This window comes from Devosia sp. Z11_6 (assembly GCF_058133665.1).
This window is the reverse complement of the sequence record NZ_JBYUNQ010000003.1, coordinates 170,007-184,225: the sequence shown is the minus strand read 5'-3', so window position 1 is coordinate 184,225 and position 14,219 is coordinate 170,007. Positions and strand designations below refer to the sequence as shown.

At 61.5% G+C, this 14,219-nt stretch carries 16 protein-coding genes; all 16 read left to right on the top strand.

The window, feature by feature from the left end; genetic code table 11:
- The first annotated feature begins 162 nt into the window (after positions 1 to 162).
- A complete protein-coding gene (locus AC3YMN_RS10225) occupies positions 163 to 975 on the top strand; it encodes a DUF1206 domain-containing protein (protein ID WP_489889937.1) in 813 nt (270 codons plus the stop codon).
- Between the two features lie 229 nt (positions 976 to 1,204).
- Complete coding sequence (gene msrA / locus AC3YMN_RS10220; RefSeq protein ID WP_489889936.1) at positions 1,205 to 1,807, top strand: peptide-methionine (S)-S-oxide reductase MsrA; 603 nt, start codon at positions 1,205 to 1,207, stop codon at positions 1,805 to 1,807.
- A gap of 71 nt (positions 1,808 to 1,878) precedes the next feature.
- Entirely contained in the window at positions 1,879 to 2,421 is a 543-nt protein-coding gene (locus tag AC3YMN_RS10215) for an outer membrane protein (protein ID WP_489889935.1), read from the top strand.
- Between the two features lie 281 nt (positions 2,422 to 2,702).
- Positions 2,703 to 3,260 (top strand): outer membrane protein, encoded by a 558-nt coding sequence (locus tag AC3YMN_RS10210; RefSeq protein ID WP_127753037.1) that lies wholly within the window; start codon positions 2,703 to 2,705, stop codon positions 3,258 to 3,260.
- 245 nt (positions 3,261 to 3,505) lie between these two features.
- On the top strand, positions 3,506 to 4,072 hold the full coding sequence (locus AC3YMN_RS10205) for an outer membrane protein (protein ID WP_164854804.1): 567 nt from the start codon (positions 3,506 to 3,508) through the stop codon (positions 4,070 to 4,072).
- Positions 4,073 to 4,345: 273 nt separating this feature from the next.
- Positions 4,346 to 4,711 (top strand): NADH-quinone oxidoreductase subunit A, encoded by a 366-nt coding sequence (locus AC3YMN_RS10200; RefSeq protein WP_127753039.1) that lies wholly within the window; start codon positions 4,346 to 4,348, stop codon positions 4,709 to 4,711.
- On the top strand, positions 4,702 to 5,286 hold the full coding sequence (locus AC3YMN_RS10195; RefSeq protein ID WP_127753040.1) for a NuoB/complex I 20 kDa subunit family protein: 585 nt from the start codon (positions 4,702 to 4,704) through the stop codon (positions 5,284 to 5,286). Before AC3YMN_RS10200 ends, AC3YMN_RS10195 begins: the two co-directional genes overlap by 10 nt.
- Positions 5,287 to 5,298: 12 nt before the next feature.
- Entirely contained in the window at positions 5,299 to 5,916 is a 618-nt protein-coding gene (locus tag AC3YMN_RS10190) for an NADH-quinone oxidoreductase subunit C (protein WP_127753041.1), read from the top strand.
- Positions 5,913 to 7,109, top strand: a complete 1,197-nt coding sequence (locus tag AC3YMN_RS10185; RefSeq protein ID WP_127753042.1) for an NADH-quinone oxidoreductase subunit D — start codon at positions 5,913 to 5,915, stop codon at positions 7,107 to 7,109. Before AC3YMN_RS10190 ends, AC3YMN_RS10185 begins: the two co-directional genes overlap by 4 nt.
- Positions 7,109 to 8,290 (top strand): NADH-quinone oxidoreductase subunit NuoE, encoded by a 1,182-nt coding sequence (nuoE, locus tag AC3YMN_RS10180; protein WP_489889934.1) that lies wholly within the window; start codon positions 7,109 to 7,111, stop codon positions 8,288 to 8,290. Before AC3YMN_RS10185 ends, nuoE begins: the two co-directional genes overlap by 1 nt.
- 2 nt (positions 8,291 to 8,292) lie before the next feature.
- Positions 8,293 to 9,600, top strand: a complete 1,308-nt coding sequence (gene nuoF, locus AC3YMN_RS10175) for an NADH-quinone oxidoreductase subunit NuoF (RefSeq protein WP_127753044.1) — start codon at positions 8,293 to 8,295, stop codon at positions 9,598 to 9,600.
- 6 nt (positions 9,601 to 9,606) lie between these two features.
- Positions 9,607 to 11,673, top strand: coding sequence for an NADH-quinone oxidoreductase subunit NuoG (gene nuoG / locus AC3YMN_RS10170; protein WP_489889933.1), 2,067 nt, complete (start codon positions 9,607 to 9,609; stop codon positions 11,671 to 11,673).
- A 21-nt stretch (positions 11,674 to 11,694) separates the two neighbouring features.
- Positions 11,695 to 12,777: an NADH-quinone oxidoreductase subunit NuoH gene (gene nuoH / locus AC3YMN_RS10165; RefSeq protein ID WP_248305287.1), complete on the top strand. Its 1,083-nt coding sequence runs from the start codon at positions 11,695 to 11,697 to the stop codon at positions 12,775 to 12,777.
- Entirely contained in the window at positions 12,777 to 13,265 is a 489-nt protein-coding gene (gene nuoI / locus AC3YMN_RS10160; RefSeq protein ID WP_127753047.1) for an NADH-quinone oxidoreductase subunit NuoI, read from the top strand. The genes nuoH and nuoI overlap by 1 nt, the downstream gene beginning before the upstream one ends.
- Positions 13,266 to 13,276: 11 nt before the next feature.
- Positions 13,277 to 13,885, top strand: coding sequence for an NADH-quinone oxidoreductase subunit J (locus tag AC3YMN_RS10155; RefSeq protein WP_127753048.1), 609 nt, complete (start codon positions 13,277 to 13,279; stop codon positions 13,883 to 13,885).
- Positions 13,886 to 13,899: 14 nt separating this feature from the next.
- The gene (nuoK, locus tag AC3YMN_RS10150) at positions 13,900 to 14,208 is read left to right on the top strand and encodes an NADH-quinone oxidoreductase subunit NuoK (protein ID WP_127755220.1); all 309 of its coding nucleotides are present in this window, start codon (positions 13,900 to 13,902) and stop codon (positions 14,206 to 14,208) included.
- Positions 14,209 to 14,219: the final 11 nt, after the last annotated feature.

Genomic DNA, 14,219 nt, shown 5'->3' with positions numbered 1-14,219 from the left:
GTGGCCAATCAGCAGCGGTACTGCTCGCAGAGCATCACCTCGGGCTTTGCCAGGCGTTCAATGGGTAGAAGTCCCTTTGATGCAGCCAGTGCGCTCCCCGAGATCGGCGAAGGGAACCTGCTCGCGTGCAGGCAGTTCCTCAGGCCTGATTTGGAGAGCGGCATGAAGAACAAGTTCGAGTTATTGGCGCGGTGGGGATATGCGGCGCGCGGGATTGTTTATGTCCTGCTCGGCGGCTTGGCGCTCGCCAGCGCGTTCTATGGCGCAGGCCAGCAAGCCAGTAACGAGAATGCTTTGGGGAACCTCCTGGGCGCGCCCTTTGGGCGAGTGCTGCTGAGCGCAGTGGCGGTGGGCCTGTTTGGCTATGTGGCGTGGCGGCTGGCGCAGGCCTTTCTCGATGCCGATCACCACGGCAGCGATGCCAAGGGTCTGGGCGCCAGGGCCGCCAGCCTGATCAGCGCGGCGGGTAACGCTACATTGGCGATCGCCGCAGCAAGCCTCGCCCTGGGAGCGGGTGGGCAGGGCGGCTCCAACGGCGAAGACAGCATGACCGCCTGGTTGATGGGACAACCTTTCGGCCGCTGGCTGGTCGGCGCGGTGGGGATCGCCATCATTGGTGGCGGCTTGTTCCAGATTTGGCGCGGTTACTCCCAGAAGTACCAAGACCGCCTTTCCATTCCGGCCGAACATGCCGGCAAGATCCATGCAGTGAGCCTGTTCGGCCTAGCAGCGCGGGGCGTCCTGTTTGCAGTGGTGGGCGTATTGTTCGTGTTTGCCGCGCTGGCGGTCGATCCGCAGCAAGCTGGAAGCACAACCGAAGCACTCGATTATATCCGCCACCTGCCGTTCGGCCGCATTCTCTATGGTCTTGCTGCGCTGGGCCTCGTGGCGTTCGGGCTTTACGGTCTGGTGCAGGCGCGCTACCGGCGCATTGACGCGCCCGATCTTCGCCAGGCGGCCGCGGCCTTGACCTAGCCGGGCGGCAATTTCACCTTGTGGTGAGCCCCGTGAACTCTGGCGTGGCTGGCTCCATATTGTTGGGCAATGCGGCCCAGCCGCCCGAGAGGATCATCCCGTGCCATCGAACCGTTCCGCTGCTGCCTTGCGTGCCTCTGGCTCAACCGGATTTTGGGCCACTCTCTTTATATTGCCCCTGCTAGCCCTAGCCTGGTTCTGCGCCCCGCTGATGGCGCAGGAAAAGGCAGTGGAGATTCCCCCACCTGCGGTCGACTTGACCCAAACCGGCAACACCGCCGTGGCAGTCTTTGCTGGCGGCTGCTTTTGGGGTGTGCAGGGGGTGTTCCAGCACCTGGAGGGCGTTACCAAGGCTGTATCGGGATATTCCGGTGGCGCGGCCGAAACCGCGACCTATGATCTGACCAGCAGCGGGACCACGGGGCACGCCGAAGCGGTTGAAGTGACCTATGACCCTTCCGTGGTGAGCTATGGCGATCTGCTCCAGGTGTATTTCTCGGTTGCCCATAATCCCACGCAGCTGAACTACCAGGGTCCCGATCACGGCACCCAGTATCGCTCGACCATCTTCGTGCAAGACCCTGAGCAGGAGCGAATCGCGGCTGCCTATATCAAGCAGCTTGATGGTGCCGAACTGTTCGAAGGCCCGATCGTCACGACGCTGGAGCCCCTGATGGCGTTCTACCCGGCCGAGCAATATCACCAGGACTTTCTGACGCTCAATCCAACCTGGCCCTACATTGCGGTGCATGACCTGCCCAAGATCACCGCGCTAAAGGCACTCTTTCCCGAGCGGTTCCGCGAGGAGCCCGTACTCGTGGGTACCCTATAAAGAGCACATTTGCCGGGCAGAGGAACTGCTGCGTGGCCGCCACGTTGGTTGGCCAGGCAAGGACGCACGCCATGGCCAGAACGGGAAAGCTGATTGTACCGGTGCTGCTGACCCTTCTCGGGGTGAGCGCAGCGCATGCGGCTGATCCGATCCTCGTGGAAACCAGCACCCCGGCCGCCTTGCCCTTATATGAAGAGGCTCCATTCGATTGGAGCGGCTTTTACGCTGGCATCTATGGTGGCGCGCGCGCCACCGGTTCGGACACCCAGGCCATGCTTGGCATCCAGGCTGGCGTCAATCTCCAGTTCGACTTCTATCTCGTGGGGGCGGAAGTCTCCGTGCAGGGGCTTTCCGGGGATGTGGGGGGAACCAGCTACGGGCAGATCCTGGGCCGCGCCGGCCTGATCGTCGCCGATGACGTGCTGGTTTATGCCGCCGGAGGCTATGGGATCGACTTGGGCGCGCCCGAACAGGAAGAGGTGCTGCTGGGTGGAGGCCTCGAATTCGCGGTAAGCGACAGCGTAACGGTCGAGGCGCAGTATCTGCATGGGTTCCCGATCGCAGGAGAGGAATCAAGCGATCAGGTCACCCTCGGGGCGCGATTCCACTTCTGAGTGCCCCATTTGCTGGTGAGCGCGCGAATCTGCCTGCATTCTTCACAATTTGAGTCGCCAAGCTGCCTCGGTTGTGACACATTGCCGCCAGAATTCTTGCTGCCGCCTGCCCAGTTGTATCAAACTGAGCCAAAAGCGCGGTATTCTGGCAACACCGACCCCCGAATGGTCACCAGGTGTTAGCTGCGGTGCCATTTTTGGGTCACCATAGGGTTGCCTCGCGCATTGTAGTGAGGCATCTAAGCCGTCGACTACGGTTAACTCTATGGGAGTGCAAGATTATGTTTGTACGTTCGCTTACCCTCGGTGTCGCCGCTACGGCGCTCCTCGTTTCTGGCGCTTCGGCTGCCGACCTCATCATCCCAACCGCTCCAGAGCCAATCTATGAAGCTGCTGGCTTCAGCTGGGATGGCCTCTATGCTGGTATCGAAGCCGGCGGCATCTTTGCCGACGACGTCGACACGACCGGCCTGGTCGGTGGTATCGTTGGTGTGAACTTCACTGTTGCCGATCCGATCGTTGTCGGTATCGAGCTGCAGGCTGACTACCTGTTCCTGGACGGCGATGACGCCGGCCTGATCCTGGCTCTCGGCCGCGTTGGCGCCGTTGTGACCGACTCGGTCCTGGTCTACGCAGCTGGCGGCGTTGGCACCACCGTTGGCGGTGACGACGAAGAAGGCGTCTTCGCTCTCGGCGGTGGCGTTGAAGTTGCTCTGACCGACTCCGTGTCGCTGCGCGGTGAAGTTCTTGGTCTCGGCTCGCTCGACGACGACGACGATTCCAACGACGACTTCTTCAACGCTGCCAAGGCAACCGTTGGCGTGTTCTACCACTTCTAAGATCTGCAAGCGGGCAGGGCGGTGACGCCCTGCCAGCACAAACTTGCAAACCCAATTCGGCGAACCGCACCGCGGTTCGCCGTTTTGGTTTTAACAAGGTGTTAACACGATCTGCCACAGTGCGGCCTTAGTGCAACAGCTGCCAACAAGCGTTGCCTGACCCGCCCGGAAGGCCACAATCGCCCTTGCGGCGAATCTGTACTTGCCCCACTACTCTCGTATTCTTCCTTGATATGGGGGCTTTAATGGCCATTCGTTCTCTTCTCCTTGGCGCTTCCATCGCCGTTGTTGCTTCGGTCGGCGCGCAGGCTGCCGATCTCATCATCCCAACCACCCCAGAGCCAATCTATGAAGCTGCCGGCTTCAGCTGGGATGGCCTCTATGCTGGTATCGAAGCCGGCGGCATCTTTGCCGACGACGTTGACACCACCGGCCTGGTCGGCGGTATCATCGGTGTGAACTTCACCGTTGCCGATCCGATCGTTGTCGGTATCGAGCTGCAGGCTGATTACCTGTTCCTGGACGGCGACGATGATGCTGGCCTGATCCTGGCCCTTGGTCGCGTTGGCGCCCTGCTGACCGACTCGGTCCTGATCTACGCAGCTGGTGGTCTCGGCTCCACCGTTGGTGGCGACGACGAACAGGGCGTCTACGCTCTCGGCGCTGGCGTTGAAGTTGCCCTGACCGACTCCGTGTCGCTCCGTGGTGAAGTTCTCGGCCTGGGCAACCTGGACGACGACGATGACATCGACGGCAACGACGACTTCTTCGCTGCTGGCAAGGCCACCGTTGGTGTGTTCTACCACTTCTAAGAATGCCGACTGTCTGATGACGGTCTAGTGTTGAGGCCCCGCATTGCGGGGCCTTTTCTTTTGCCTATGGCTGACTAGATAAGGACGGCAAACGCCGAGGCGTTTTGTTCGCTCTATACATGATCTGCTTCCTCACATTTTCTTTCCCTTGAAACAACCCTGAGGAAGGTCTAAGCGGAGGCATCAATTTCGCCCCGCGCCGCTCGCCCCAATTGCTTGCGCTGCCGGCGCGCAAACCGACCGCCCGGTCGGGTCTAGAACACAGGCTGCCGCATGACTGAATTGCTCAGCAACTACCTGCCCATCGTGCTTTTTGTCGGTCTGGCTGGCTTGATCGCCATGTCACTGCTGATCGCGCCCTTCCTGATTGCAGTGAAGCGTCCCGATCCGGAAAAAGTGTCGGCCTTTGAGGCGGGCTTCGATGCCTTTGACGACGCCCGCATGAAGTTCGATGTGCGATTCTATCTCGTCTCGATTCTCTTCATCATCTTCGATCTTGAAGTTGCGTTCCTGTTCCCTTGGGCCGTGGCTTTCCGGGATGTGGGTTGGTTCGGCTTCTGGTCGATGATGATCTTCCTGGGCGTGTTGACCGTCGGCTTCCTCTATGAATGGCGGAAAGGTGCACTTGAATGGGATTGAGTGAACAAAACAACGGCACGCTGGTGACGCCTCGTCCCAGCGGCCTGATCGACCCGCGCACCAACAAGCCGGCCGGTGCCGACGATCCGTTCTTCACGGATGTGACCGACGAGCTGGCCGACAAGGGCTTCCTGGTTTCCAGCGTTTCCCAGTTGATCAACTGGGCACGTACCGGCTCGCTGATGTGGATGCAGACGGGCCTGGCCTGCTGCGCCGTCGAGATGATGCAGATGTCAATGCCGCGCTACGACGTGGAGCGGTTCGGTACCGCCCCGCGCGCGTCTCCACGCCAGTCCGACGTGTTGATCGTCGCCGGCACGCTGACCAACAAGATGGCTCCGGCCCTGCGCAAGGTCTATGACCAGATGCCGGAGCCGCGCTATGTGATCTCCATGGGCTCCTGTGCCAATGGCGGCGGCTACTACCACTATTCCTATTCGGTGGTGCGTGGCTGCGATCGCATCCTGCCGGTCGACATCTATGTTCCTGGCTGCCCCCCAACCGCGGAGGCGCTTCTTTACGGCATTCTGCTGCTGCAAAAGAAGATCCGCCGCACTGGTACCATCGAGCGATAAGGTCTTTTGGGTATGGACGAGGCAATCCAGGTCGATCCACTCGCCGCCCTGGGCGAGCATGTAGCGCGCTCGCTTGGCAGCGCCGTGCTGGAGACCGCTATCGCTTTTGGCGAACTGACGGTTATGGTCGAGCGCGACTCGATTGTGGCGGTAGCTGAATTCTTGCGCACCGACCCGCAATGCCGGATGGTCAGCATCATCGACATTTGCGGCGCCGACTACCCCGAGCGTGAGGAACGCTTCGAGGTGGTGTACCACTTCCTCAGCCCCTATACGAATTTGCGCATCCGGGTGAAGCTGGCCGCCGACGACATCGTGCCGGTGCCCAGTATCACGGGCGTGTTCAAGGGCGCCGACTGGTTCGAGCGTGAAGCCTATGATCTTTACGGCGTGCTGTTCTCGGGCCATCCGGACCTGCGCCGACTGCTGACTGACTACGGCTTTGACGGTCATCCCCTGCGCAAGGACTTCCCGCTCACGGGCTTCATCGAAGTTCGCTACGATGAGGAGCGCAAGCGGGTGGTCTATGAGCCGGTCCGGCTGCACCAGGAATTCCGCTCATTCGATTACCTGTCGCCCTGGGAAGGCACCGATTACGTGCTGCCGGGCGACGAGAAGGCGAAGCAATGACTTTAGAAGCCGAAGTCCGCAATTTCACCCTCAATTTCGGTCCCGTGCACCCTTCGGCGCACGGCGTGCTGCGCCTCATCCTTGAGCTTGATGGCGAAATCATCGAACGCGTGGACCCACATGTTGGCCTCTTGCATCGCGGCACCGAAAAGCTGATCGAGCACAAGACCTATCTGCAGGCCGTGCCCTATTTCGATCGCCTCGACTATGTGGCGCCGATGAGCCAGGAGCACGCCTTCTGCCTTGCAGTGGAAAAGCTGCTCGGCATCGAAGTGCCGCGCCGCGCGCAACTGATCCGCGTCTTGTTCTGCGAAATCAGCCGTCTGCTGTCGCACCTGATGAACGTGACCACCCAGGCCATGGACGTCGGCGCACTTACCCCGCCGCTTTGGGGGTTCGAGCAGCGCGAACAGCTGATGATGTTTTATGAGCGCGCGTCGGGTAGTCGCCTGCACGCCGCTTATTTCCGCCCTGGTGGCGTGCACCAGGACCTGCCGCAGGACCTGATCGACGATATCGAGGCTTTTGCCACCAAGACCTTCCCTTCAGCGCTCGAGGATATCGGCACGCTGTTGACGGACAGCCGTATCTTCAAGCAGCGCAATGTCGATATCGGTGTCGTGTCGCTCGAGGATGCCTGGAACTGGGGTTTCTCGGGGATCATGGTGCGCAGCGCCGGGGCTGCCTGGGACCTGCGCAAGAGCCAGCCCTACGAGTGCTACGAAGAGCTCGAGTTCGACATTCCGATCGGCAAGAATGGCGATTGCTATGATCGCTACCTGATCCGCATGGAAGAAATGCGCCAGTCGACCTCGCTGATGAAGCAGTGCATCGATCGCCTTAATGCCCCCGAAGGCAAGGGTCCGATCGCTGCGCTCGACGGCAAGGTCGTGCCGCCCAAGCGCAGTGAGATGAAGCGGTCGATGGAAGCGCTGATTCATCACTTCAAGCTCTACACCGAGGGCTTCAAGGTGCCCGCCGGCGAGGTCTATGCCGCCGTGGAAGCGCCCAAGGGCGAGTTCGGCGTCTATCTGGTCTCGGATGGCACCAACAAGCCGTATCGCTGCAAGGTCCGGGCTCCCGGCTTTGCCCATCTTCAAGCCATGGATTTCCTGTGTCGCGGCCACATGCTGGCGGACGTTTCGGCGATCCTGGGCTCACTAGACATCGTGTTCGGAGAGGTTGATCGCTGATGGTTGCGCGTCGCCTTGCAGACGAGTCGGTTCAACCGGCTTCTTTCGCGTTCAATTCGGAAAACGCCCGCTGGGCGGAACGCACCATTGGCCTTTATCCCGAAGGACGCCAGCAATCGGCAGTGATTCCGCTGCTGATGCGGGCACAGGATCAGGATGGCTGGGTCACCCGGGCCACGATCGAGACGATCGCGGATATGCTTGGCATGGCCTATATCCGGGTGCTGGAAGTTGCGACTTTTTATACGCAGTTCCAACTGGCACCTGTCGGCACCCGCGCCCATATTCAGGTTTGCGGCACGACGCCCTGCATGCTGCGCGGTTCGGAAGCGCTGATTGAGGTGTGCAAAAGCAAGATCCATCCTGAACAGCGCCATACCAATGCGGATGGCACCATGTCCTGGGAAGAGGTCGAGTGCCTGGGCGCCTGCGTCAATGCTCCCATGGTCGCCATCTTCCACGACACCTACGAAGACCTGAGCCCAGAGCGCTTCGAAGAGATCGTCGATGCCTTTGCGGCGGGGCAGGGCGCCAGCATCAAGACGGGCACCCAGATCGAGCGGCTGAATTCCGCGGCCGAAGGCGGACGCACGACGCTCAACGAGCCACCGACCGCGAAGCGCGAAAAGTTCGTGCCGCCAGCGCCTCCGGCCGACGCTGCCGCACCGGCAGGTGCCGCGCCTGCTGCACCCAAGCCGGCAGCGCCCCAGGCGCCGACCACTGCGGCCAAGCCGCGTGATGTCAACGAAGACTCTGCACCTGCCTTCAAGGGACCGGCGCCCCAGGGCAAGGTTTCACAGGCCCATGCCGAAGCCGAGCGCAAGGAATTCGACCGCGAAGCCAATGCCGATGGCGAGCCCAACAAGGCGATGCGGCCTGACGCCACTGGCGCGGAAAGCGACGCCAGCAAGATCGACGGTGGCAAGGCTCCAGGCAAGGAAAGCCGCTCGGGCAGCAGCGACGGCGCCGCCGGCGGCGGTACGCAGCCAGATGCCCAAGAAGCAGAATCGACCTCCGGCAGCACGGTGGTCGACAGCAAGGAGTTGAGCGGGGAAGACGCGGCAGCCGTTGATGCTGCGGCCAAAAAGCCCGTCCGGCGCCGCAAGCCCAAAACCGAGGATTTGAAGCCGACCGTGGAACATGGCGGCGACATCTCCAACGACGACAAGTCGGAGTCATAATCGTGCTCGCTGACAAAGATCGCATTTTCACCAATCTCTATGGTCAGGGCGACTGGACACTGGCCGGTGCGCGCTCGCGCGGTGCCTGGGAAGGCACCCGCGAGTTCATCGATGCTGGCCGCGACTGGATCACCAACGAGGTCAAGGCTTCTGGCTTGCGCGGCCGCGGCGGGGCTGGGTTCCCGACGGCGCTGAAGTGGACCTTCATGCCCAAGGTGTCTGACGGGCGCCCACATTACCTCTTGGTCAATGCCGATGAATCCGAGCCCGGCACCTGCAAGGACCGCGATATTCTGCGCCATGATCCGCACCATCTGGTGGAGGGGTGCCTTCTGGCGGCCCGCGCCATGGATGCGCACCTGGCCTTTATCTATGTGCGCGGCGAATTCATCCGCGAGCGGCAGCACCTGGAGCAGGCCGTTCAGGAGGCCTATGACGCCAAGCTGATCGGCAAGAACAACATTCATGGCTGGGACCTGGACATCATCGTCCATCACGGCGCGGGCGCCTATATCTGCGGCGAAGAAACTGCGCTGATGGAATCGCTGGAAGGCAAGAAGGGCCAGCCCCGGCTCAAGCCGCCATTCCCCGCCGGCATGGGCGTTTACGGCAACCCGACCACGGTCAACAATGTCGAGTCCATCGCCGTTGTGCCCGAAATCCTGCGTCGTTCGGGCGCTTGGTTCGCTTCTATCGGCCGCGCCAACAATACCGGCACCAAGCTGATGTGCGTTTCGGGCCACGTCAACAAGCCCGCGACCTTCGAGGAAGCCCTTGGCTGCACCTTCGAAGAAATCATCGAAAAGCATTGCGGCGGCATTCGTGGCGGCTGGGACAATCTGCTCGCCGTGATCCCCGGCGGCTCGTCCGTGCCCTGCGTGCCCGGCGAAAAGATCCGCCACGCCATCTATGACTTCGATGGCCTGCGTGAAGTGGGCGGCTCGCTCGGCACCGCCGGCATCATCGTGATGGACAAGTCGACGGATATCATCAAGGCCATCTGGCGCCTTGCCGCTTTCTACAAGCACGAAAGCTGCGGCCAGTGCACGCCCTGCCGCGAAGGCACGGGCTGGATGATGCGCGTCATGGATCGCATGGTTGAAGGTCGCGCCCAGAAGCGCGAGATCGACATGCTGTTTGAAGTGACCAAGCAGATCGAGGGCCACACCATCTGCGCGCTTGGCGACGCCGCGGCTTGGCCGATCCAGGGCCTGATCCGCAACTTCCGCCATGTGATCGAAGAGCGGATCGACCAGTACACATATTCATCCACCTCTGACGGCGCCGTGCCGTCGATCGCGGCGGAGTAGGGCTCGATGGCAAATATCAAGGTTGACGGCCAGCTCGTCGAAGTTCCCGATCACTTCACCCTGATGCAGGCTGCCGAAGCGGCCGGCGCAGAAATTCCGCGCTTTTGTTACCATGAGCGCCTGTCGGTGGCCGGCAACTGCCGCATGTGCCTGGTCGAGGTGAAGGGCGGCCCCCCCAAGCCCCAGGCCTCTTGCGCCATGGCGGTGAAGGACCTGCGGCCCGGCCCCAATGGCGAGCCGCCCGAAATGTTCACCAACACGCCAATGGTCAAGAAGGCCCGCGAAGGCGTGATGGAATTCCTGCTGATCAACCATCCGCTCGATTGCCCGATCTGCGACCAGGGCGGTGAATGCGATCTGCAGGACCAGGCCATGGCTTATGGCGTCGACAAGAACCGCTTTGCCGAAAACAAGCGCGCGGTCGAGGACAAGTATCTTGGGCCGCTGGTCAAGACCTCGATGAACCGCTGCATCCATTGCACGCGCTGCGTCCGCTTCACCACCGAAGTGGCCGGCATTGCCGAGATGGGCCTGCTGGGTCGCGGTGAGGACGCGGAGATCACCTCCTATCTGGAAAAGGCGCTGTCGAGCGAGTTGCAGGGCAATGTGGTTGACCTGTGCCCGGTAGGCGCACTGACCTCCAAGCCCTATGCCTTCTCGTTCCGTCCATGGGAATTGAGCAAGACCGAGAGCATCGATGTCATGGATGCGCTCGGTTCGGCCATCCGCGTCGATAGCCGTGGTCGCGAAGTGATGCGCATCCTGCCGCGCGTCAACGAGGCGATCAACGAAGAGTGGATTTCCGACAAGACCCGCTATGTGTGGGATGGGCTCAAGTCCCAGCGCCTTGACCGCCCCTATGTCCGGCGCAACCGCAAGCTCGCGCCGACCACTTGGGAAGACGCGTTCGCGACCGTTGCCAAGGCCGTCAAGAAGCCGGGCGTGCGCATCGGCGCCATTGCCGGCGACCTTGCCGGCGTCGAGGAGATGTTTGCGCTCAAGACGCTGCTGGCCTCGCTGGGCTCGAGCAATATCGATGCGCGCCCGGTTGGCTCGGCCCTGAGCCCTGCCGGCGGTCGCGCCAGCTATGTGTTCAATCCCACCGTTGCCGGGATCGAGCAGGCTGACGCCATTCTCCTCGTCGGCACCAATCCCCGCCGTGAAGCGGCTGTGCTCAATGCCCGCATCCGCAAGGTGTGGCGTGCCACCGGCCTGCCGATTGGCGTGATCGGGGAAGCCGCTGACCTGACCTATACCTACGAGCATCTCGGTTCGGGCAACAACACGCTGCTGGACCTGGCTGCGGGCCTCGGCTCCTTTGCCGATACCTGGAAGCAAGCCAAGCGGCCGCTCGTGATCGTGGGCGAAGGCGCTGCGACCACCGATGTTCTGGCTGCGGCCGCGCAGCTGGCCACCGGCAATCCGGAACTGGCCGAGGGCTGGAACGGCTTTGCCGTGCTCCACAATGCAGCGGCTCGCGTTGGCGCTCTCGATATCGGCTTCGTGCCCGCCAAGGGCGCTGCGGATACGGCGGCCATGCTGGCGGGCGGCGTTGACGTGTTGTTCCTGCTGGGCGCCGACGAACACGATTTGACCGGTCTTGGCGACACCATGGTGGTGTATCTGGGCACCCACGGCGACAATGGCGCTCACCGCGCCGACGTCATCCTGCCCGGCGCCGCCTATACCGAAAAGAGCGCGACCTATGTCAACACGGAAGGGCGGGTGCAGGTCACCAACCGCGCCGTGTTCCCCCCAGGTGAGGCCAAGGAAGACTGGGCCATCCTGCGGGCGCTTTCGGCGGTTGCCGGCGTGACCCTGCCGTTCAATTCGCTGCCGCAGCTGCGCGCCGCGCTTTATGCTGAATACCCGCATCTGGCCCGGATCGATGATGTTGCGCCCACCAAGCTGGCCGACATCACCAAGCTGGCCAAGGGCTCGACCCGCGGCAAGAAGCTCAGCTTTGCTTCTCCGGTCAGTGATTTTTATCTCAGCAACCCGATCGCGCGCGCATCGGCAACCATGGGCGAATGCGCTGCCATGGCCGCCGGCCTGCGTCAGGCAGCGGAGTAGGGGAGCGCTATGGACTCTGTTATGGCCGTTCTTGACTACCTGCTTGGCGTGCCCTTCCTCGGGGGGACCCAGGTCGGCTTCGTGTATAAGGGGCTGCTGCTCCTCGTTACGCTGCTGATTTTCACCGCCTTCATCCTGCTCGCCGACCGCAAGATCTGGGCGGCCGTGCAGATCCGCCGTGGCCCCAATGTCGTGGGCCCGTTTGGCCTGCTGCAGAGCTTTGCCGACCTACTCAAATTCGTGTTCAAGGAACCTATCCTGCCCGCTGGGTCGGACAAGCTCATGTTCCTTTTGGCGCCGCTGATCACTGCGACCCTGTCGCTTTCGGCCTGGGTGGTTATTCCCATCAGCCCCGGCTGGGCGATTGCCGACATCAATGTGGGCATTCTTTACGTGCTCGCGATCTCCTCGCTCGGCGTTTACGGCGTGATCATCGGCGGCTGGGCCTCGAACTCGAAGTACCCGTTCCTGGGCGCGCTGCGTTCGGCGGCGCAGATGGTCAGCTACGAAGTCTCGATCGGCCTCGTGATCATCACGGTGCTGCTCTGCGTGGGCTCGCTCAACCTGACCGATATCGTGCAGGCGCAGTATGAGATGGGCCTGGCGCACATGATCGGGCTGCCCTGGCTGACCTTCCTCAACTGGTTCTGGCTGCCGCTGTTCCCGATGTTCATCGTGTTCATGATTTCGGCTCTAGCCGAAACCAACCGCCCGCCATTTGACCTGCCCGAAGCAGAGTCGGAACTGGTGGCCGGGTTCATGGTGGAATATTCCTCTACGCCTTACCTGTTGTTCATGCTGGGCGAGTATATCGCCATCATCCTGATGTGCGCGCTGATGACCATCATGTTCATGGGCGGCTGGACATCGCCGATCGACCTGCCGCCCTTCACCTGGATCCCGGGTGCGGTGTGGTTCGTGCTTAAGGTGTGTTTCTTCTTCTTCTTTTACGCCATGACCAAATCCATCGTGCCGCGCTATCGCTATGACCAGTTGATGCGGCTGGGCTGGAAGATCTTCCTGCCGCTTTCGTTGGTTTCGGTCATTGTTCTCGCATTCGTCCTGCAGCTGACTGGCTGGGGCTGGCATGGAGGGGTTGCCTGATGCACGCCCTGAGATTTGTAAATTCGCTGCTGCTCAAGGAGTTCGTGACGGGGTTCTTCCTTGCCATGCGCTACTTCTTCACGCCCAAGCCGACGGTGAACTACCCATTCGAAAAGAACCCCGTAAGTCCGCGCTTCCGTGGCGAGCATGCCCTGCGCCGCTACCCCAATGGGGAAGAGCGCTGCATTGCCTGCAAGCTGTGTGAAGCGGTGTGTCCTGCACAGGCCATTACCATCGAAGCTGGCCCCCGCCAGAATGACGGCACCCGGCGCACGGTGCGCTACGACATCGACATGGTGAAGTGCATCTATTGCGGCTTCTGCCAGGAAGCCTGCCCGGTAGATGCGATCGTTGAAGGCCCCAATTTCGAGTTCGCCACCGAAACGCGTGAGGAGCTTTACTTCTCTAAGGAGCGTCTGCTGGCCAATGGCGACCGCTGGGAGCGCGAAATCGCTCACAACATCGCCACCGACGCACCATATCGCTGAAGGAAGACCGGATGAGCCTTCCCCTGTTCTTTTTCTATCTCTTCTCGGTCGTGGCGATCGCTTCGGCGTTCATGGTCGTGTCCTCGCGCAATCCCGTGCACGCCGTGCTGTTTTTGATCGTGGTGTTCGTCAACGCTGCAGGCCTCTTCATGCTGGCCGGCGCCGAGTTCCTCGCCCTGATCCTGATCGTGGTTTATGTCGGCGCTGTGGCAGTGCTGTTCCTGTTTGTCGTCATGATGCTGGACGTTGACTTCAAGGACCTGCGCCGCGGCTCGCTGCAATATGCACCGATCGGCGTCCTTGTGGGGATCGTATTGCTGCTCGAGCTCCTGCTCGTGGCCGGCAGCTCCTGGATCGCACCAGAAGCAGGTGGAATTGGCGCCTTGCCGATCGACGCGGGCGTTGAAAATACGCGCGCATTAGGGCAGGTGCTTTATACGCGCTACGTGTTCCTGTTCCAGGGCGCGGCCGCGATTCTGCTGGTGGCAATGATCGGTGCGATTGTGCTGACGTTGCGCCACAAGCCCGGCATCAAGCGCCAGGATCCGTCGGTGCAGGTCAATCGGCAGCCGGCAGACACGCTGGAAGTCGTCAAAGTCAAAAGCGGTCAAGGGCTGTAGGAGTAATCATGGGCTTGGCAATCGGCCTCGGTCACTACCTGACCGTCGCGGCAATCCTGTTCACGCTGGGCGTGTTTGGCATTTTCCTTAACCGCCGCAACATCATCGTTATTCTGATGTCGATCGAGTTGATCCTCCTGGCGGTCAACCTCAACCTCGTGGCCTTCAGCGCGCATCTGGGCGACCTGCAGGGGCAGGTATTTGCGCTGCTGATCCTGACGGTGGCGGCTGCCGAGGCGGCCATTGGCCTCGCCATTCTCGTAATTTTCTACCGCAATCTCGGCTCGATTGCGGTTGAAGACGTCAACCAGATGAAGGGCTAAGCAGCACCGCT

What these genes read in the sequence shown, in the direction of transcription:
- AC3YMN_RS10215 (WP_489889935.1), top strand. Translation starts at nt 1,879, where the DNA reads ATGGCCAGAACGGGAAAGCTGATTGTACCGGTGCTGCTGACCCTTCTC.
- nuoG (WP_489889933.1), top strand. Translation starts at nt 9,607, where the DNA reads ATGGCAAATATCAAGGTTGACGGCCAGCTCGTCGAAGTTCCCGATCAC.
- AC3YMN_RS10225 (WP_489889937.1), top strand. Translation starts at nt 163, where the DNA reads ATGAAGAACAAGTTCGAGTTATTGGCGCGGTGGGGATATGCGGCGCGC.
- AC3YMN_RS10185 (WP_127753042.1), top strand. Translation starts at nt 5,913, where the DNA reads ATGACTTTAGAAGCCGAAGTCCGCAATTTCACCCTCAATTTCGGTCCC.
- AC3YMN_RS10155 (WP_127753048.1), top strand. Translation starts at nt 13,277, where the DNA reads ATGAGCCTTCCCCTGTTCTTTTTCTATCTCTTCTCGGTCGTGGCGATC.
- nuoH (WP_248305287.1), top strand. Translation starts at nt 11,695, where the DNA reads ATGGCCGTTCTTGACTACCTGCTTGGCGTGCCCTTCCTCGGGGGGACC.
- nuoI (WP_127753047.1), top strand. Translation starts at nt 12,777, where the DNA reads ATGCACGCCCTGAGATTTGTAAATTCGCTGCTGCTCAAGGAGTTCGTG.
- AC3YMN_RS10190 (WP_127753041.1), top strand. Translation starts at nt 5,299, where the DNA reads ATGGACGAGGCAATCCAGGTCGATCCACTCGCCGCCCTGGGCGAGCAT.
- AC3YMN_RS10195 (WP_127753040.1), top strand. Translation starts at nt 4,702, where the DNA reads ATGGGATTGAGTGAACAAAACAACGGCACGCTGGTGACGCCTCGTCCC.
- nuoE (WP_489889934.1), top strand. Translation starts at nt 7,109, where the DNA reads ATGGTTGCGCGTCGCCTTGCAGACGAGTCGGTTCAACCGGCTTCTTTC.
- AC3YMN_RS10205 (WP_164854804.1), top strand. Translation starts at nt 3,506, where the DNA reads ATGGCCATTCGTTCTCTTCTCCTTGGCGCTTCCATCGCCGTTGTTGCT.
- AC3YMN_RS10200 (WP_127753039.1), top strand. Translation starts at nt 4,346, where the DNA reads ATGACTGAATTGCTCAGCAACTACCTGCCCATCGTGCTTTTTGTCGGT.
- AC3YMN_RS10210 (WP_127753037.1), top strand. Translation starts at nt 2,703, where the DNA reads ATGTTTGTACGTTCGCTTACCCTCGGTGTCGCCGCTACGGCGCTCCTC.